The sequence below is a fragment of the Rhodanobacter sp. MP1X3 genome, assembly GCF_014207165.1.
In the GTDB taxonomy this organism is placed as follows: Bacteria; Pseudomonadota; Gammaproteobacteria; order Xanthomonadales; family Rhodanobacteraceae; genus Rhodanobacter.
The window spans coordinates 44913-63267 of sequence record NZ_JACHCO010000002.1 but is presented as its reverse complement, the minus strand read 5'-3'; the positions used below and the strand labels follow the sequence as shown (position 1 = coordinate 63267).

The 18355-nt window shown below is 59.5% G+C and carries 20 protein-coding genes and 1 pseudogene; 8 read left to right on the top strand and 13 right to left on the bottom strand.

Going from position 1 to position 18355, the window contains the following annotated elements; translation table 11 throughout:
- Window positions 1–10 precede the first annotated feature (10 nt).
- A complete protein-coding gene (locus HDE79_RS06830; RefSeq protein ID WP_184601211.1) occupies window positions 11–766 on the bottom strand; it encodes a M90 family metallopeptidase in 756 nt (251 codons plus the stop codon).
- 142 nt (window positions 767–908) lie between these two features.
- Entirely contained in the window at window positions 909–1865 is a 957-nt protein-coding gene (locus HDE79_RS06825; protein ID WP_221440069.1) for a winged helix-turn-helix domain-containing protein, read from the bottom strand.
- Between the two features lie 127 nt (window positions 1866–1992).
- Here HDE79_RS06825 and HDE79_RS06820 point away from each other — a divergent pair, with 127 nt between their 5' ends.
- Together HDE79_RS06820 and HDE79_RS06815 are read left to right on the top strand one after the other, a co-directional pair.
- Window positions 1993–2739: a YceI family protein gene (locus tag HDE79_RS06820; protein WP_255488316.1), complete on the top strand. Its 747-nt coding sequence runs from the start codon at window positions 1993–1995 to the stop codon at window positions 2737–2739.
- A 31-nt stretch (window positions 2740–2770) separates the two neighbouring features.
- On the top strand, window positions 2771–3472 hold the full coding sequence (locus HDE79_RS06815) for a hypothetical protein (protein WP_184601210.1): 702 nt from the start codon (window positions 2771–2773) through the stop codon (window positions 3470–3472).
- Window positions 3473–3547: 75 nt separating this feature from the next.
- Here HDE79_RS06815 and HDE79_RS06810 read toward each other — a convergent pair whose 3' ends face one another.
- From HDE79_RS06810 to HDE79_RS06795, 4 genes and pseudogenes are all read right to left on the bottom strand, one after another.
- Window positions 3548–3913, bottom strand: coding sequence for a hypothetical protein (locus tag HDE79_RS06810; RefSeq protein ID WP_184601209.1), 366 nt, complete (start codon window positions 3911–3913; stop codon window positions 3548–3550).
- A pseudogene (locus HDE79_RS06805) lies at window positions 3910–4278 on the bottom strand (polymer-forming cytoskeletal protein); the annotation flags it as partial. The pseudogene HDE79_RS06805 and the gene HDE79_RS06810, both read right to left, overlap by 4 nt.
- 403 nt (window positions 4279–4681) lie before the next feature.
- The gene (locus HDE79_RS06800) at window positions 4682–5587 is read right to left on the bottom strand and encodes a hypothetical protein (protein ID WP_184601207.1); all 906 of its coding nucleotides are present in this window, start codon (window positions 5585–5587) and stop codon (window positions 4682–4684) included.
- A 134-nt stretch (window positions 5588–5721) separates the two neighbouring features.
- Window positions 5722–6078 (bottom strand): hypothetical protein, encoded by a 357-nt coding sequence (locus HDE79_RS06795; RefSeq protein WP_184601206.1) that lies wholly within the window; start codon window positions 6076–6078, stop codon window positions 5722–5724.
- A gap of 122 nt (window positions 6079–6200) precedes the next feature.
- Between HDE79_RS06795 and HDE79_RS06790 the strand changes: the two genes are divergently transcribed.
- Window positions 6201–7553 carry an SGNH/GDSL hydrolase family protein gene (locus tag HDE79_RS06790; protein ID WP_184601205.1) on the top strand — a complete coding sequence of 451 codons (1353 nt, stop codon included), beginning with the start codon at window positions 6201–6203 and terminating at the stop codon, window positions 7551–7553.
- 148 nt (window positions 7554–7701) lie between these two features.
- On the opposite strand, the gene HDE79_RS06785 is transcribed toward HDE79_RS06790, so the two are convergent.
- Window positions 7702–8049 carry a RidA family protein gene (locus HDE79_RS06785; protein WP_184601204.1) on the bottom strand — a complete coding sequence of 116 codons (348 nt, stop codon included), beginning with the start codon at window positions 8047–8049 and terminating at the stop codon, window positions 7702–7704.
- 183 nt (window positions 8050–8232) lie between these two features.
- Between HDE79_RS06785 and HDE79_RS06780 the strand changes: the two genes are divergently transcribed.
- On the top strand, window positions 8233–8658 hold the full coding sequence (locus HDE79_RS06780; RefSeq protein ID WP_255488315.1) for a DUF1801 domain-containing protein: 426 nt from the start codon (window positions 8233–8235) through the stop codon (window positions 8656–8658).
- A gap of 75 nt (window positions 8659–8733) precedes the next feature.
- On the opposite strand, the gene HDE79_RS06775 is transcribed toward HDE79_RS06780, so the two are convergent.
- Window positions 8734–9651 carry a DMT family transporter gene (locus HDE79_RS06775; RefSeq protein WP_184601202.1) on the bottom strand — a complete coding sequence of 306 codons (918 nt, stop codon included), beginning with the start codon at window positions 9649–9651 and terminating at the stop codon, window positions 8734–8736.
- Window positions 9652–9753: 102 nt separating this feature from the next.
- Here HDE79_RS06775 and HDE79_RS06770 point away from each other — a divergent pair, with 102 nt between their 5' ends.
- On the top strand, window positions 9754–11160 hold the full coding sequence (locus tag HDE79_RS06770) for a PLP-dependent aminotransferase family protein (RefSeq protein WP_184601201.1): 1407 nt from the start codon (window positions 9754–9756) through the stop codon (window positions 11158–11160).
- 100 nt (window positions 11161–11260) lie between these two features.
- Here the strand turns inward: HDE79_RS06770 and HDE79_RS06765 are convergent, their stop codons facing one another.
- Window positions 11261–11641 (bottom strand): helix-turn-helix domain-containing protein, encoded by a 381-nt coding sequence (locus HDE79_RS06765; protein ID WP_221440068.1) that lies wholly within the window; start codon window positions 11639–11641, stop codon window positions 11261–11263.
- Window positions 11642–11721: 80 nt separating this feature from the next.
- Here HDE79_RS06765 and HDE79_RS06760 point away from each other — a divergent pair, with 80 nt between their 5' ends.
- Window positions 11722–12348, top strand: coding sequence for an NAD(P)-binding domain-containing protein (locus tag HDE79_RS06760; RefSeq protein WP_184601200.1), 627 nt, complete (start codon window positions 11722–11724; stop codon window positions 12346–12348).
- Between the two features lie 120 nt (window positions 12349–12468).
- On the opposite strand, the gene HDE79_RS06755 is transcribed toward HDE79_RS06760, so the two are convergent.
- From HDE79_RS06755 to HDE79_RS06745, 3 genes are all read right to left on the bottom strand, one after another.
- Window positions 12469–12936, bottom strand: a complete 468-nt coding sequence (locus HDE79_RS06755; RefSeq protein ID WP_184601199.1) for a hypothetical protein — start codon at window positions 12934–12936, stop codon at window positions 12469–12471.
- Between the two features lie 427 nt (window positions 12937–13363).
- The gene (locus HDE79_RS06750) at window positions 13364–14464 is read right to left on the bottom strand and encodes a hypothetical protein (protein ID WP_184601198.1); all 1101 of its coding nucleotides are present in this window, start codon (window positions 14462–14464) and stop codon (window positions 13364–13366) included.
- 590 nt (window positions 14465–15054) lie between these two features.
- The gene (locus HDE79_RS06745; RefSeq protein WP_184601197.1) at window positions 15055–15534 is read right to left on the bottom strand and encodes a hypothetical protein; all 480 of its coding nucleotides are present in this window, start codon (window positions 15532–15534) and stop codon (window positions 15055–15057) included.
- Here HDE79_RS06745 and HDE79_RS06740 point away from each other — a divergent pair.
- Window positions 15515–16420, top strand: a complete 906-nt coding sequence (locus HDE79_RS06740; RefSeq protein ID WP_184601196.1) for a prolyl oligopeptidase family serine peptidase — start codon at window positions 15515–15517, stop codon at window positions 16418–16420. The genes HDE79_RS06745 and HDE79_RS06740 overlap by 20 nt on opposite strands.
- A gap of 36 nt (window positions 16421–16456) precedes the next feature.
- On the opposite strand, the gene HDE79_RS06735 is transcribed toward HDE79_RS06740, so the two are convergent.
- Complete coding sequence (locus tag HDE79_RS06735; protein WP_184601195.1) at window positions 16457–17410, bottom strand: GlxA family transcriptional regulator; 954 nt, start codon at window positions 17408–17410, stop codon at window positions 16457–16459.
- A 120-nt stretch (window positions 17411–17530) separates the two neighbouring features.
- On the opposite strand from HDE79_RS06735, the gene HDE79_RS06730 reads away from it, so the two are divergent.
- A complete protein-coding gene (locus HDE79_RS06730) occupies window positions 17531–18349 on the top strand; it encodes an SDR family oxidoreductase (protein WP_184601194.1) in 819 nt (272 codons plus the stop codon).
- The last annotated feature ends 6 nt before the right edge of the window (window positions 18350–18355 follow it).

The following is an 18355-nucleotide window of genomic DNA, read 5'->3' as shown; positions in this document are numbered from 1 at the left end:
CACTGAACGCTCAGAACGGGTGCTGCCGGTAAAACTGCTCGAGCTGTTGATAGACGTCTGGCAAATGCTCTTGCAGTGTTGCCGGTGTCTCGAAAAATTGTTCACTGGCCACCGCAAAAAACTCGGCCGGGCTTTCAAGCGCATACGGGTCAATCGGCAGCTCGGCTCCGTTGCGCTGTTCCTCCTTCAGGCGATCCCAGGTGCTCGAGAAGACCTGCGACCACACGCGGCGATCCATGCGCCGATGCAATGGCGGAAAGCCGTTGGCGTCCCCGTTGAGCATGTCGAGCTTGTGCGCCATTTCGTGGATGATCACGTTGCGCCCCGGTTTCTTGCCGGCATCCAGCACATTTGCCCACGACAGGATCACCGGGCCACGCCCCCATGCCTCACCGGCCAATAGGGTGTCGCTCTGATGAACCACCCCAGCGGCGTCGATTTTTGGACGACGTGGAATGAACGCGTCCGGGTACACGATGATGCTGCGCCAACCGTCGTACCAATTCATGCCAAGTTTCAGGATGGGTACGCAAGCATGCGTCGCGAGCAAGACAAGGTCGGCGTCGTCAAGCTGCAACCCCTTGGTCGGTTCCAGCGACTTGCTCTCCAGGAACAACGTTGCCAGCACGCGCAGCGCAGCCTGATCGGAAGCGCCCAGCCGACGCGCTGGGGCACAGCGCTGCAACGCGTCTCGCCAGAGCGATTCGGCGATCGGGTGCCGAGCGACGATGCGCCGTACGCGCCAGTTTCTGATTTTGTTGAACATGGCCACATGCTGGACGAAGTCGTAGAGTCCAGAGCATCAGGGTCAAGGTGCACTTTCTCAAGCAAGAAAACACGAGGAAAAGGTGTCAGGCGTCCAAATTGTCCCTGATAACTTTTCCAACACCTTTTCCACAAGCGGTGGCTCAGGGGTGGCTGTCTGATGCGGTGTTATTGACAGCCACGCGCATGGATTTTGTCATCTCGGCGGCAATGTCTTTCTGGATCGCCAGGATGTCGCTCCGAGGTTGCTTGCTCGAGGGTTGATCGTTCAACGGCCGATCGTAGGTTTCAGTCCAGACAACATAGCCGTTGTCCGCGCGGATCAACCGTGCGGCAACCCGAAAGGTGCTGCCGGATTGACGCACACTGCCATCCAGTACATAAGCAACACCCAACTTTTTCGCGATATCAGCCACCGGCAATGACTTGTCCTTGAAGTAGAACGAGGATGTCGGGCCAGGCACTCGCAGCCCCGGAATCTTGCTCAAGTCATCGATGAGTTCTTCGGTCATGCCGTCGGCGAAATACTCCTCGTTCATTGCCTGCGTGGTGAGGTCGAGAAAAGGCAGCACGGCGATGGACTGCGGCGGCGGCACGTTGCCATGCCTGCTCGCGAGCTTGACGCCGACCAGCGAAACGGCGAGCACGAGAATGAGCACGGCACCAGCGCGAAACCCAGCGCCCCATCGTCGATGCGCGCCGGGCGGTGGCACCAATGGTAAGTCGACGTGCAGCAAATCAGCCGGCGTCGGCTCGGCCGGCAACGGCTCGATGCACGGGCCGACCGCGGCCACCATCCGATAGCCGAGCCGCGGCACCGTCGCAATGTAGGTCGGCCGCTTGGGGTCGTCGCCGAGCAGGCGGCGCAGTGACGTGACGGCCTGATAGACAGAATCCGGCGTCACGATCACGCCCGACCAGACCTGATCCAGCAGCTCGTCGATGCTGACGACTTCGCCTGGATGCGCGGCAAGGCACTGCAGCAAACGCATGGTGCGCGCTTCCACTCGCACGGCCTGCTCCATCCGCGTGATCTGGCCGGCTGCCGGGTCAACCCGCCAGTCGCCGATGCGCAGCGGTACCACGGCTGATCCATTCAAAGGTGATCCATTCAAATTTGGCCCGTTCAAATGTGATTCGTTCAAACGTGCAGCCTCGACCGGTGATGCATTTTTTCAGAAGTTTTCAAAGTATTTCAGCGCCGTTTCAGGACTTAGGAGCAGTTGCATGGACATAGTAACCCGTCGCTTGCTGGTTGAATTCATCCGGCGCGAGCGTGTCGCTATCCCTTCAGCCAAGGAGCCCTTCATGATCCGTCGTTTCGTGTTTGCCGCCGCGCTTGCTCTCGCATCCGCTCAGCTCTATGCCACCACTTACATGCTTGAACCGAACTATACGCAAGGGGTATTTCGCTGGAACCATCTGGGCTTCTCAAGTCCGGCCGCACAATTCAGTCAGGGCGAAGGCACGCTGGAATTCGATCAGGCGGACCCGGCCAAGTCGTCCGTGAAGGTCACCATTCCGCTGACCAGCTTGAACACAGGCGTGCCGGATCTCGACGACGATTTTCGATCGGAAGATTTTTTCGATATAGCCAAGTTCCCGACCGCGACGTTCAAGAGCACCAAGGTCGAGAAGGGCACCGCACCCGGTCAACTCAAGGTTACTGGCGAGCTCAGTCTGCATGGTGTGACCAAGTCAGTCACGCTCGACGTCACCGTCAACAAGATCGGTATAAATCCGAGGAGCAACATACCTACGATCGGCTTCAACGCGACGGCGACGCTCAAGCGCTCCGACTTCGGCCTGGGTGAATACGTGCCCCAAGTCGGTGACGAGATCCGGATACACATCATCAGTCAGGCGGTCGAAGCGAAGGCGAATACAGAGCACCTGAAAGTAGTGGCGGCAGAGGCTGCCAAGGCAGCGGCGGAAAAAGCCGCGGTTGCCCAGGATGCAGCGAAGAAGCCATAGCCGCACCGGCACTCAAGGCAGGAGCAGCACGATGGCGGTCACGCTCGAAAAGTTCTTGAATCAATATTTCTACTTCGTCATGTCGCTGCTGGTTGCTGCGGTCGTGGTTGCCGGCTTCGGCCCGACGATCGATACACGCCTGTTGCACCCGCGCTCCGCGCGCCCCGTGATTCTTTATGTTCACGCGGCCATCTTCACCGGCTGGGTGATTTTTTTCATCCTCCAGACTGCGCTGGTCAGTCAGCGCAATGCAAGACTTCATCGTGCGCTGGGATGGTGGGGTGCGGTGCTCGGTGCTGCCATTCCAGTGGCCGGTGTTGCAACCGCCATCGCGATGGGGTGCTTGGCGGGCCATCATGGCGACGATGATGCGGCGTTTCTTGCGCTTTCTTTCTACGACATGCTCGCGTTCGCCACGGCCTTCGGACTGGCGATTCATTGGCGCAGGAAACCGGAGTTCCACCGTCGTCTGATGCTTGTCGCCACCTGCGGGCTTACCGGTGCGGCGTTCGCTCGCATCATGCCAGCCACCGCGCCGATCGAGTGGGTCTATGTTGGTGCGGACAGCTTTATCCTGCTTGGGATGGTGCGCGATCTGCTCACGATGGGGCGCATCCACCCCGTCTATCGCTTCGCGCTCCCCGCGAGCGTCCTCGGTCAAACGATGGCTCTGTATCTGTTTCTGAGCCAGCCGCGGGTATGGCTGACGATTACGCACCGGCTTATCGGGTAGCGCGGTTACAACTCGTTGATGGCTGCTCGGAACGGCCTCTGACAAGCTTTAGCGGCTAAGAGTGCGATGCAGACATCAATGCCATGTGCTGCGCTTGCCGCCAGCGACGGCGGCATTCATTTCGACGCTTAACGTGAAGGTGCGTTGTTCGTCTGGCCGCATGGCACCGACGCCGACCAGCTTGCGTGCGATTTCCTCGCCGCGTTCGTTGCGGATGGTCAGCACCATCGAGTATTCCCACGCACCGCTGTCGGCGGGGTTGCGGAAGCTGCCTTCTACGCGCAGTGGTGTGGACGCTGGTGCCGCAGTCGCATTGGTGGGTTCGCTGAAGCGCAGTTTGTGGCGGCACGCGGGACACACGCCCGCACTTTCCAGGATGGTCTCCCGGCAATGCGGGCAGATGCGTGTTGCCCCGGCCGTGCCCGATGACGCATTGCTCACGAAGTTTTGCCGTCGTGTCCGAGGGTCTTGTGTGCGCTGTTGCCATCGGCGGCGTCGTCCCAGCCGAACTCCGCCTGGCCACGCATGCGCGAACCTGCCGCCACACTGAGCGATCCGGCCTTCAGGTCGCCGGTGAGCGCGCCGGTTTGCAGCAATTCCACATGCACTGCGGATTCGATGTTGCCGATCAGTTCGCCCGCGATGGTGACCTTCTCGGCACGCACGCTGCCAGTCACCTTGGCGCTGGGCTCGATGGTGAGATCGCCGCGGACGTTGACGTCGCCCTTGAAGTTGCCGGCGATGCGCACATGGCCGGCACCTTCGATTTTGCCCTCGATGGTGATATCGGGCGCGATCAGCGATTCGGTTTTGGGCTTGTTCGGTGTGGGCGCGGCTGTGGGCGTTGAACGGAATGCGGGCTGCACCGGCGTTTCCGCTTCGGGTCTTGCCTCCGGGATGGCGCGGTGCGTCAGGTCCGTAGCTTCGGGCGTTTCGGTGGTGGTGGTCTTGACGGGTTCTTTCCACAGGGCCATGGGGGACTCCGGTTTCGGTCAGACGGAGGGTGACCGTACCCCCAAACGACCGCGATGGGAACCGCCGCAAATCAGAGAGGTTCAGGTTGTACTGGCCGATTCGTATCCTTATGAGGGAAAAAGAAGCTAACCGGGCCATCTCAATCGGCCCGCTTTTTCTTGCATGTCACCTTGCATTGGGCGCAAATAGCGAAGGCGGCCGTGGCCGCCTTCGTATGGGAACGGATAATGCGGATCAAGCGGCGATCGGTAGAGCCATGCCGGCCACGATGTCGTCGCCGCACACATCGCGCCATAGGTGATACATCACTCCGAACATCACCGTAAACATCATGAGCAAGAAGGCGATGTAAAGCGGAACGATCAGCACGAATACCAGCCATGTCGCGACAAGCTTGCCAATCAGCGCGAGCAGGGCAGCAACGATCACGATGGCGATAGCTGCGACGATCCAGACAAGGACGAGGCTCACTGCAAACACCAGCAGCGGCAGCAGGTTCTTCAGCGCGCCGATCAGGCCATCGCCGATGGCACCGAACACGCTGCGCTGGCGCAGCGCGACCTGGCCAAGGCTGATCGCGTAGAAACCCATCATGAAGATGCCAAGCACCACGAACAGTGCGATTGCGATTCCGAAGCCGTGGGGCAACGCTGGCGGCGGCTGATGGCTGGCCTGTGCCGTCAGCACTTGCATGTACCAGCTGACGATGCCGCCTCCCGTCGCTGCGATGACGATTGCCAAAATGGCGATGTAGACAACAATGAGCGCCAGTCCATAGCCGATCACGCGCAATGCTTCGCCTTGTCGATAGGGCTTGAAGATGTCGCGTGCGCGTGCGCGTGCCGGTCGCCCATGCTCTGCCGCATCGATCACTTGCAGATAGCCTGCGTAGAGCGGCACGAGCAGTAGACCGAGCAGCATGGAGACGGCCATGATCCCACCGAAGGTGGCTGGGCTCGGTTGTGTGCCCGTCTGCAGCAAATAGAATTCCATCAGTAGCGTGACCAGTGACGGCATCAGACATGCCAGCAGCAGGAAGGCCGCACCCCCGAACAGCGGTTTTGGATGGCGGTAGCTCACGCTGATGCCGCGCTTCAGCCAGCCAAAACCGGCCAACGGTCCCTTGGATCGTGTCGTCATGGTTTCACTTCCCTGATGATCGGCGCCCCCGCGCCGTGCTGGCCGATCATAGCAAGCTAAGCGGGTCAAAGCCCTTGCAGGTTATGCCGGAAGTGGCTCTGACCCGCTTTGATCGGAGGGACGCCGCCTTAAAGTCAAATTGCGTCTGTAACTTTGCGCACCCAAACGTCGATCAGTTTTCCATCCCTGTCAAAGCCCCAATAAACTGATGTCATCGCTTGAAAAAAAACCAGATACCTGTGCTGATCCGTTACAGACGATATTGATTTAACACCGACGCTCTTGTTAGTTTTTTGGTTCCAATATCCTGCAGTTTCAGAACTACTACATTGCGCATATTTGCTTTTACAAAAGCTGAGCACTTTCGCAAAACTCACGCCGATCGGCGTCGCTTCGACAATGCGCTCTCTCTCAGTAGATTCATCTGCACAAGAAGTCACTGAAAGAACAGCGGCGCTTAAAAACGTTGCATATATAAGTCGGCGAAACATCTCCTGCACTCCGAAATTGCTAGAAGCAATTGGATTTTGATGGCCAAACGGTTGCCGGCGTCTTAAACGCGAAGCGGAAAAGATGTCAGAGTGAGCTGGCCCGAATGAAAGAGTTGCCGCAGATGAAACAAGCTGGAGAACACTTTTATCACCGGACGCTGCGTGCGCTAAAGCGACTTGCGTTGGTACTACTCGTGACCGGCTTGTCGGTAGGCGTCGCTAGTGCCGATGCCGCCCGCCCGGGGACAGATTGGGTAAGCACCTGGATCGCTATCCCGCAACCGCCACTGCCGAGTCCACTCGATCATTACCGTGCCCAAAGCTTGCGCCTGATCGTGCATGTCAGCGCAGGCGGGTCGCAAGTTCGTATCCACTTGTCCAACCTCTACGGCGACGCACCGCTGACGATCGGTGTTGCGCACATCGCCCGTCGCACGAGCGGTGCGGATATCGATCCTGCCCTCGACCGCGCGCTGACGTTTGGCGGACGCACATCCATCGTGGTGCCGGCGCATGCGACGGTGCTGAGTGATCCCGCACGCATGGAGGTACCCGCGCTGGCAGACCTGTCCGTGAGCCTGTATTTGCCGAAGGGCGCCGTAGCCACGACCGTCCACATTCTCGCTCAGCAGACCGGCTACGTATCGCGGCCAGGTGACGCCACAGCGGCCGCGCACTTTCCGGTCGCTCGACGCATCGATATGTGGCCGTTTCTCACCGGCGTGGACGTGGTCGCTACGCAGCCCACCTTTGCCGTGGTCGCCTTTGGTGACTCCACCGTGGACGGCGATGGTTCCACCGCCGATACCAACCGACGCTGGCCGGATGTCCTGGCCGTGCGCCTGCAGCAAGCCGGTCAGAACATGGCCGTGCTCAACGCAGGTCTTATCGGCAACCGCCTGTTGCATGGCAGTCCGGGCGGCAGCACGTTCGGTGCGGCGCTTGGTGAGGCAGGACTCGCGCGCTTCTCCCGCGACGCGCTCGATCAGGCCGGCGCGAAGGTCGTCATTGTGCGTATCGGTAGCAACGACCTTGGCTTCTTGCACGGGTTGGCGCCGCCAGGCCAATCGGTGGATGCCAATGATCTGATCGCCGGCTATCGGCGCCTTATCACGTTAGCCCATCAACACGGCCTGGGCATTATCGGAACCACGATTCCCCCGTTCGAAAACGCCACCATTCCCGGCTATTCAACGCCCGCGAAGGATGTCATTCGCCAGCAGGTCAACGCGTGGATACGCCATGGCGGCGACTTCGACGCCGTACTCGACTTCGATCAGATTCTGCATGACCCGTCCCATCTCGCACGATTGCTCCCAGCCTACGACAGTGGCGACCACCTGCATCCCAATGATGCAGGCTATCGTGCAGTGGCTTCGGCGCTCCCCTTGGTTACGCTCGACAAATTAGCCTTCCGCTCGGCCAGAGCCAAGCCGGCATCGGCCGCGAATGCAATGGACACTCAGCGCAAATAAGGTGGTCAGGCAAAAGGTGTCAGGAATAATGTCTGACAAACCTGGACCCGTTTGCTCAACGGACTTGAGCACTCCGGTATCGCGTGGGACGATCGCGCCGATGAACAGCCGATCCGCCACAGCACAGCAGCTGCATGACCTCGCACGATCACGGCACAGCGGCAGTGACCACGATCTCGATTTTCCAGTCCGACTTGGCCAGCTTGGCCTGCACCGTGGCACGGGCTGGCGTAGCGCCTTGCGGTACCCAGTTATCCCAGGCTTCGTTCATGCCGGTGAAATCGGCCATATCGGCCAGGAAGATTTCCGCGCGCAGGATGTTCGTCTTGTCGGTTGCCGCGAGCGCCAACAGGCCATCAATGGCATGGAGTACCTGCCTGGTCTGGCCGACGATGTCGGCGCTGGTGTCCTCAGGCACCTGACCGGCGAGATACGCTACGCCGTTGTGGATGGTCATTTCGGACATGCGGTGGCCGGTATCGAAACGCTGGATCATTGGGCAGTTTCCTGTGGATGGGGTCACCGTCATTGTTACCGAAGAAGTTGTGGATCGCAGGAGAGTTGGATAGGGGCTGAAAGTTTGGCGATCGCGGTTCAATTCGCGAGGCCATCGAGACGGTTGGCGAGGATACTTATTGACGGGCGAGCGACGGCAACCATGAAGAAAGGGATAGCCACCATGAAGAACGAGAAGAGCGGCTCGAAAGAAGCAAGCGGAGGCGACACTCCCTCCCAGTTGATCGATGCGAGGATCAAGGAACTCGGCGATTGGCGGGGCGAGACGCTCGCCCGGGTCCGGGCGATGATCAAGCAGGCCGTCCCCGACGTGGTCGAGGAATGGAAGTGGCGAGGGGTGCCGGTGTGGTACCACGACGGAATCATCTGCACCGGCGAGACGTACAAGAACGCCGTAAAGATGACTTTCGCCAAGGGTGCCTCGCTGGCGGACCCTTCAGGCCTCTTCAACGCCAGTCTCGAAGGCAACACCCGGCGTGCGATCGATTTCCATGAAGACGATACGATCGATGAAAAGGCGTTGAAAGCGCTCATTCGCGCTGCGGTAGCACTGAATACGTCCAAGGCAAACATAAAGAACAAAGCTTGACGTGGCTGGCGAATACCGCCGCAACGTGTAGCTGAGGCGTGGAGGGGGCCTTGTCCAGGCCTCCCATTTATAGCTTTAAGGATTCTGTGTAACCCCTCGCCCCCGTGGCCAACCCAGGCGCCACTTCAAATTGACGCCGAGCGTACCGAGCACAATTAATACCAAACCCGCGAGTTGCATCGGGACCAGGCGGTGTCCGTAGATCAGGTAGTCGAGCAATAACGTCACCAGCGGATAGACGAACGCGACCACGGCAATCGTCACCACTGGCAAGCGTGGGTAAGCCGAATAAAACAGCACGTACACGATACCGCTGTGAATCACGCCCAGCCCCAGCAGCCACCCCCAATGCGGGCCGGTGTGAAACACGCCTGTACTGCTGAAGCCAGCCAACATCGCCACGCCTACCCAGCACTGGATCATCACCAGCGCGAATGGACGTTGTTTGCCGATCTGTCGGGACATCAGCAGCGACGCGCCGCATAGCACGGCGGCGAGCAAGGTCAGACCGATGCCGATCAGGTAAGCGGGGTCGGCATCACGCCACAAGCGTGCCGGGTTGGTCGAACACACCACGCCCGCGAAGCCCAGCAGCGTCCAGGCGAGGTCGGTCGGCCGCGTGCGTTCTCCCTGCACGAGCGCCGCCAGGATCAGCATCACGAACGGGAAGAAGTGATAGACCAGCGTTGCCACGCCGATCGATGAGCGAGCCATGCCGGCAAACAGCGCTACCCAGTTGAGTACCAGCAGCACGCCGCTGAGCACGGCGCCGCGCAGCAGCACGCGCTCCTGCAGCAAGCCGTGAAGGTGACCACGCATCAGCCCCCAGCCGAGCAGAAACAGGCCACCGAACAGGCAGCGATAGAACACGGCCGTGACCGGATCCTGACCACTTTCGTGGACAAAGACGCCTACCGACCCGATCAGCAGTTCGCCAAGCAGGAGCTGGAGCAGCGCAGCGCGTGCGCCGTCGTGAGCGGTTGTCGGTGTCATGTAGCCTTCCTCGCGATGGGAAGGTCAGCGTAAGCAGCTCGTCACCATAGATACAGATTCAGATAAGATGAAATTTGACCAGTACAGATAGGTGATGGGCCCGTGCTTCTCTACGAACGCCTCGCCGGTGAGCTGCGCACGCAGATAGCGCAAGGTGCCTTGCATGCCGGGGAGCGCTTGCCGTCGATCCGGCAGCTGGCGCAGGGACATGGCGTCAGTGTCGCCACCGCGGTGCAGGCTTGCCTGCAACTGGAGCGCGAAGGGCTGGCCGTGGCGCGGCCACGCTCGGGCTACTTCGTGCGTGCGATGGCACTGCAGCCACCGACGGCGCGATCACCCAGGCGACGCGTACCTGGCATCGTCAGTAATCCTGCACTGCAGAATGTTCTGGACATGCTGGCCCGCAGCGATCTGTTGCCACTGCATAGCGCCACGCCGACTCCCGCGTTATTGCCGCAATCGGCATTGACCGCATCGCTGGCGCGCTGTCTGCGGCATGGCGCGTCGGCAGCGCTCGATTACGCGCCGCCGCAAGGTCATCTGGTTCTGCGGCGACAGATCGCGCAGCGCTATGCGCAAGTGGGTGCTGCGGTAGCACCGGACGAAATCGTGATCACCGCCGGCGCGATGGAGGCGATCAATCTGGCCCTGCGCGTCGTCACTGCGCCGGGCGACGTGGTGCTGGTGGAAACGCCGACTTACCACGGCATTTTGCAAACCGTTGCCGCGTTACAACTGAAAGTATTGGAAGTGCCGAATCTTCCAGGTCAGGGCATCGACGTCGCTCGTCTGGAACAACTGCTGCAGCAGAACACGGTGCGCGCCGCGATCGTGGTGCCCAACTTCAACAATCCGCTTGGCAGTCTGACCAGCGACGTCGACAAGCAAGCGTTGCTGGAAAGCTGTGCGCAGCATGGCACCGTGGTCATCGAGGACGACATCTACGGCGAGCTGGCCTGGTCGGGTCAGCGGCCGTCGCCTCTGCGTCGCTGGGACCGACACGGCATCGTGATCAGCTGCGGTTCGTTCTCGAAAACGTTGTCTCCTGGATTGCGCGTCGGCTGGCTGGCGGGTGGCAACTGGACCGATGCGTTGATCCGCGCCAAATATTTCTCTACCGTGGGCAGCGCGAGCCTGCCGCAATTGGCCATCGCCGACTATCTGCAACGCCACGACCTCGAACGGCACCTGCGCCGCTTGCGTCGTACGTTGGCCGACAACGGACAACGTCTGCACGAAGCTGTTACGCGTCACTGGCCAGCCGGAACTCGGGCCAGCGAACCGCAAGGCGGGTTGTCGCTCTGGCTGCAGCTGCCAGCGGGCGGTGATGGCAGCGCGTTGTTCGAGGCGGCACTCGCGAAAGGCATAGGCACCTCGCCGGGTGTGCTGTTCTCGAGTCGCGGAGACTACGCCGACTGCTTGCGGTTGAGCTGTGGCTTGCCGTGGAATGAGCGCCTCGACCATGCGCTGAAGCGGCTCGGGCAACTCGCTGCGCATCAGCTTGGCTGACAGTCGCCGATATCGCGCTCCAACGGGTTTGCGTACCTAATTCTGCTTTGAAGAGACTTCCCCGGCACTACGGCGTGACGCACGCACGGGTGCTCATGTCTTAGTGAGAAAACTTGCGATCAAAAATACGATTGTGAGTCTCGATGGTTTTGAGTGAACGCTCCGCCCACTCTTTCAGCTCGACCACAAGCGGCAACAAGGTGCGGGCAAGAGGGCTCAAGCCATATTCCACACGCAGTGGCCGCTCGTCGTACACGTCCCGCTCGATAAGGCCGTCACGCTCCATGGCCCTCAGTGTCTGAGTAAGCATCTTTTGCGAAACACCTTCTAGACGACGCCGGATGTCGCCAAAGCGCAGGGATGAATCCTGCAACGCAACCATCGTCAGCACGGTCCATTTCTGGCCGATCCGCGTCAGAACCGCGCGCGATGGGCAAACCTTCAGAAAGGCGTCCGGTGGCAGCATGATCTTCTTCGACATGGTTACTTTCAGGTACCTAATTGAAGTTGGAAACCATGATGGGATCATGAAGACTCACAATCAATCGAAGGGTATGAGTCATGAAGATCGCATTTCTTGGTGGCGGCAACTTCGGCGGTCGTCTGGCCAAGCTGCTAACGAAAGCGGGGCACGATGTGGTGGTGGGATTGCGCGATGCGACGCAGTCACACTCCGCCAATGCTTATCGCGTCATGTCGCTGGAAGATGCGGCGTGCCATGGAGAGATAGTGATCGTTGCCATTCCCTATCAAGCCTGTGCCAATACGCTTCCGAGCCTTGCACAGTTTCTGGTTGGCAAGGTCTTGGTGGACGCGACCAATCCTCTGCGCGATGACTGGTCGCCACTGCCACTAGGAGAGTCCGATTCGGCTGCCGAAGTACTGGCTCGTTTGCTGCCATCGTCGCGCCTCGTGAAGGCGTTCAATACGATCTTCGCCGACATCATGGTCGAAGATCGGATCGAGCGAGCGGGGCATCCTGTCACGGCATTCATTGCGGGCGACGACGTTGCCGCCAATGCGGTCGTGGCACATATCGCCGCAAGTGCTGGATTTGCGCCCTTGATCACAGGCCACTTGGGCAATGCGCGTTACCTCGAAGCCATGGCACATCTCAATATTCAGATCGCGGTGGTTCACGGTGGCGGAACCAACGCCGCCTTCGTTTATCACCAAGCTCGCGACTGAGGGTTGAGGGATGCTCATAGAGTCGTCAGCAAGCCTCTCTTATATAGACTCGATCGGATGTCAGTGCAAAACGGAGTCGTCGGCAATTCTTGGTGCAGCCGCAGTGATGGCGATGCACGATTAACGCAGTGGCTCTGTCGCCGTGTCACCTTTGCATGGGATTGGCTGGCCATCCTTGCCGACAGCTTGTGTAAAGCTCGAACCGTTGTGGTTGATGACGATGCCACCATCGCAATGCTGGTTTCGGTCCAGCCGGTAAGTTGCCTGTACGCGAAGTTCTTCCTGCCTCTGCTGGTTGAGGCGTATGGCCTGCTGTGCCTGATACTGCTGGGCCTGCTCAATCACTTCCTGATGCATGTTGGACATGTCCTCACGCTGCTGCTTCAGATCCGCTGCCAGCTGTGCCTGGTATTGCTGGGCACGATCTTTGGCTTGTTGTGCGTCCAGCGCGGCGATGCGAGCGGAGTCGCGCATGATCTCATCGGCATGGCGCGCTGCGAGATACTGGGAAAGTCCATCCCAGGCAAGCACGGCAACGATCAAGCTGGCCACGACGGCACCGATTTTCCATGACAACGGCATAGCCATTAAGCCCAACCCTCAACAAGATTGTGGAAAATCCCGCACCATCCGTACCCCCGACACAACCGGATCTAAAGTCGTTCGACGGAGTCTAGCAGGGTGTTGAAAGGCACTGTGCCAAACCGTTGCGCCAGCGTCCGCGTGGTACACCGGTCGCGATCACCGCAACATGTTCGAGCAATTGGTCGAAGCGGTGAAGCACAACTCGCTTGGCCAGATCAGCCGCGCGTTGTACGAGGTGGCGGCGAGCATCGGTGGGGATATGTGAGGTCGATTCGGGATTGCAATCGTCGGGTTGGCAGTTCGGTGTCACCTGCAGTCACCAAGTTTAGCCGTCTGAACTGCCGAACGATATTGTCGGATATAAACAGGCGCCGAGAAGGGATGATCCTTTCGGCGCCTGTTCTACATCAGCTTACGTCGAGCGTGGTGCTTAGTTCGACTCGGTGAACTCGATCGACGGCGTCGTTCCACCGGTGGCGGTACAGTTGCCCAGAGTCAGGTTGTTGCTCTCGCCGGTGGAGCCGGCGTTCGCAGCACACGTCGGGGTGGCAGTGCTGCCGTCGCTCACCGCGAGCTTCACCGTGATCGATGAGCCGGAGTTGAACTCCGCTTCCGATCCGCCGGCGTTGCCGACAACGTTGAACTCCGTCTGGTCCCAGACACTCGCGATATCCAGCACGCTGTCCTTCGCGCTAAGCGTGTAGGCCGTGGTGCCATTGGTGAACACCACCGTGTCATTGCCGCCGGTGGTGGCACTGCCGGAGATCTTGAGGTTAGCCAATTGGGTGGCCGGTACATCCGGTGCTGTGACGGCGGCGCTGTTCTTGTAGCAATCACCGGAGCCGTCGCTGCCGAATCCGCTCGGACAGGTGGTACCGCCGTAGCCGATCAGCCAGTACTGGATGAAAACGGCCGCCTTACCCTTGGTGCTGTAATCCGGGGAATAGATGAATTGCTGCCAGACCGTGCAGCCCGAATGACTTTTGCAAACGCTGGTGGTTTTGTTGTAATTCGAATTCACCTGGAGCGTGTATTCGTTCGCTCCCAGGATGCCGCCACCGCCGAACGCAGCGACGCCGACGCTCTTTTCAGAAGTTACGCCGGTGACCGACGGAAAGGTTCCGGTAGCACTGCTGATCAGACCAGAAACCTCAATGGCATAGTCATCACCATTACCAGTGGTCTGCGTACCACCAGACGCTGCGGTTTCCGAAAGCCTCGTCAGGGCATCCGTATGCCGCGGCAGTGGGTGGGAAAATGACTGTACCTGACTGCAGGACACCTGTTTCCAGAGAATGCTGGGGAACGAGGCCTGAAAACAGCCTTCCGCAGGTGCCGAAGAGCGCACGATGTCTTCGTGCCAGCTCTGAATGGCCTGTGCCTGCACCATCGAAGGGACTTGTGCTTGATTAACGCCGTCAGCGACGGCTGGCGCGGCAAACGCCGCGGGAATCCAGGCTGCACTAACGAGACTTGCAACAATCGCGATCTTGAGCAGTTGACGTGCGCCAGAAATCTTCTTGGATTGCATAGATGTTCCCCAGTGGTAGCGAAAGTGTTGTGGTCGTTGAACCTGGACGATCCAGATTCCCCGTTACTCCCGAAACAAAACACAGCTTTGGATTCCGCATCCCTGTGCACCGTCATTACGACGGTTCCTGACTATCTAGCCGATTTTTAGCAGTAGTAAATTATTGCGGTTCAAGCAGCGAAAAATAATGCGAATGAAATTTTATTCACCAACCAGGATTAAATACGCACAACTTAATCATCAGAGCACACGCTTGAAATCGTCATGGTGCGCGAAGTCGCATTCCTTATTGAACGTGATGCTCGTTGACCATCAGTCTTTGAGAGTACCCATTAAATTCGCTGTCGATAACTGGAAAAATTCGTATAGGCGAGCGGAAATTCACGGATCATGGGATATCTAGATGCCTCGGCTACGATCCGTATCCAGACAACGAGCATTGCGATCGTTGCATTAAAGATTCCGAATGACGTGGATCACAAGAAGCGAATCAAACACCCGTATGCGTCGGTTATCAATGGGTTTGATAGAGTCGCAATCGATGTATTTCATCGGGCCGCATGGAGTGGTAGCCAGACATTTTGTACACGCTATAGGCTCGCTCGTTTGGCGTGGCGGCTTTGAGCCGAGTGCCGGGTCGCCACACCAGCGGCTGAAGAAAACCGAGACTTACCGCATGACGACGAAACGGTCCACCGCAGAAAAATGACGCCATGGTGCTGTCCATGCCGTCCTTGTTGCAATGCGCTGTTTCTTACCAGGTCATCCAGACTCCGCATGATGGCCACGCCGTATCCATTGGCACGGATCAGCAATCCATGAGCTGCCTCGTATTCGCCATTCTCTTCAGTCAGCGCTCCGGCCATCGAGGTGCTTCCAGTCTTGATGAGGAAATCATTCGCGATTGCAAACGAGTAAGCTGCATGCGGGTATTTCTGCGGCGAGATTATCTTCGGAGAGACCGTGTTGAAAAAGACATCACGGCGAACATGGCAAAAAGTGCCACGGGGTTTGATGTGGGTATTTCTGTTCAGCGCGGTCGGCTGTGTTATGACCACTTTGGCCGACACAACGACGCCGGAGATACGCGAGATCACGAGCGTCGGCGGGTCATTCCGCTGCGCGCAACTCCAACGTGCTGGCGATGCTGTCGTCACCGTCGACACGATGCTGGCAGGTGTGCCGGCGATCCTGCGAGTGCCGCGGCATATCTCGCGGCCGCCGATCGTGTTGTGGCACGGCTTCGGTGCACCGGCCAGTGAGCGTGCGTTGATGGAGGCGCTGCCGCTGGATGATGTGCCGGCGGTGAAGGTGTATCCAGGCCTGCCGTTGTTCGGCGCCCGCGCGCCCGCAGGCGGCAACAAGGAGCTTGCCCGCCGACAATCGCGGGACTTCGCCATCTTGTTGTTCGAGCCGGCAGTGGTCGGTGCGGCTGACGAGTTGTCATCGGTCGTCGCTGCGCTTGAGCAGCATGGTTGCATGACATCTGGTCAGCGCATCGGTCTATTTGGATTTTCTGGCGGCGGTGCAGCGGCGCTTATCACTCTGATACAAGGCAAGGTCGCTGTGAGTGCGGCGGTGTTGGTCAACGCATCCACAGGGCTGAACGCTTCTGTCGATGCATTGCAGCGGGCAATGCATCGACCCTATGCCTGGACACCGGCATCGCGTGCACTCGCCGACGAAACGGATGCCGTTCGCCATGCCGCCGATATCGCGCGCGGCAATCCACCACCAGCCTTGTTGATCGTGCAGGGCGATGCCGACACTGTGCTGACATCGAAGCCAGCGATAGCGCTACATGATGCGTTGCTGCCTTATTACCGTCGCGCTTATGGTGATGCGCGACTCCGGCTTGTTCTTGTACCTCGCATGCCGCATGGCTGGACTGATGACAAAACAGCTGCGACCGAGCTGCGGCATCAAGCGGCTGCGTGGTTCGTACGCTATCCATAGGTGTTCTTTCGCATGGCAAGCGATGGTTTCACACGCTCATCCCATAACCGCGGCCGCATGCTCCCGCGTCACACGCCGTATCACTTGCGGAGGTTGGCCGAAGGCACGTAGAAAAGCGCGGCGCATGCGTTCGCTGTCGCCAAAGCCGGTGTCACGGGCGACGGTATCCATCGAGTGACGGCCCGATTCCATCATCAGGCGGGCGGCTTCCACGCGCAGATGTTCCACGGCCTTGGCAGGTGATTGCCCGGTTTCAGCGCGAAACGCGCGGCTGAACTGGCGCGGGCTCAGGCTGGCGGCTTCGGCGAGTTGTTCCACCGAGAGTTCGCTGCGCAGATGCTGGCGCGCAAAATCCAGCGCGGTCTGGATGCGGTCGGATTTCGGTTCCAGCTTCAGCAGGGCTGAGTGTTGCGATTGCCCACCCGCGCGGCGGTGATAGATCACCAGCTTCTGCGCTACCAGTCGTGCGATGTCCGCACCGAGGTCTTTCTCCACCATCGCCAACGCCAGGTCGATGCCTGCGCTCATGCCGGCCGAGGTCCAGATCGGGCCGTCGGCGATAAAGATGCGATCCTCTTCCATGATCACATTGGGGTACTCGCGCTGCAGGGTGCGTGCGTAGGCCCAGTGTGTGGTGGCGCGACGTCCGTCCAGCAATCCGGCAGCGGCCAACACAAAGGCGCCGGTGCAGGTTGCACCCACGCGGCGCGATACCTTGGCCGCCTTGCGCAGAAAGTTGAGCAGGCCAGGCGTGGCGGGTGTCGGTTCGTTGTCACCGCCGACCAGCAAGGTGTCGAACCGTGGGTTGGCGAACGCCTCGGTAGTCACCGCAAAACCCAGCGAGCCGGGCACCGGGCCGCCGTGCTCCGACAGTACGTGGATGTCATAGCGGTTTTCGCCAGCCGTGAGGTTGGCGAACTCGAACACTGAGCTCATAGCCAGTCCCATCACCTGAAAACCAGGGAAAAGCACGATGCCGATGCGTTGCATAAGGGTATTTCCTGTAATGTCCTAAAAGGTTGGATATATGACATTGATGACATAAGCATGCGCGCCTAATCTCTCTTCCGTCAACGCCGGCATTCCGCCGACCACTTCGGAGTTAGCGCCATGAGCCACACATCGCACAATCAGAATTCAGCCCTGGGTACCGCCGTCATCACCGGCGCTTCCACCGGCATCGGCGCCGTCTACGCCGATCGTCTGGCCCGCCGCGGCTACGACCTGATCCTGATTGCCCGCAATCGCCAACGCCTCAACGTGCTGGCTGAGCGCATCACCACCGATACCGGTCGCAATGTCGAAGTGATCGCTGCCGATCTGGGCAACACCGCTGAGCTGCGTGCGGTCGAGCAGGTGCTGCGCAACGACGTCAGCATCAGCTTGTTGGTCAATAACGCTGGCGTGGGTGCCACCGCACCGCTGATCGATTCGGACGCCGACAAAATGGACGCGATGATCGCGCTCAACATCACCAGCCTTACTCGGCTCACCAAGGCGGTGGCGCCGGGCCTTATTGCGCGTCGTCGCGGTGGCATCATCAACATCTCCTCCATCGTCGCCGTGGCGCCGGAGCTGTTGAACGGCGTCTATGGTGGCAGCAAGGCCTATGTGTTGGCCTTCACCCAATCGCTGTACCACGAGCTGGCCGATAAAGGCATCAAGGTGCAGGCCGTACTACCTGGTGCCATTGCCACCGAGTTCTGGGATATTGCGGGTTTGCCGGTAAGCAACCTGCCATCGAAAATGGTGATGAGCGCCGAGCATCTCGTCGACGCCGCGCTCGCCGGTTACGACCAGGGCGAACTGGTCACCTTGCCGTCGCTGCCCGATGCCGCCGACTGGGCCGCTGCCGATAACGCGCGCAAGGCGTTGGCGCCGAATCTGTCGCATGCGTTGCCGGCGAAGCGGTTTGGTCTGGCTGCGTGAGCGAGT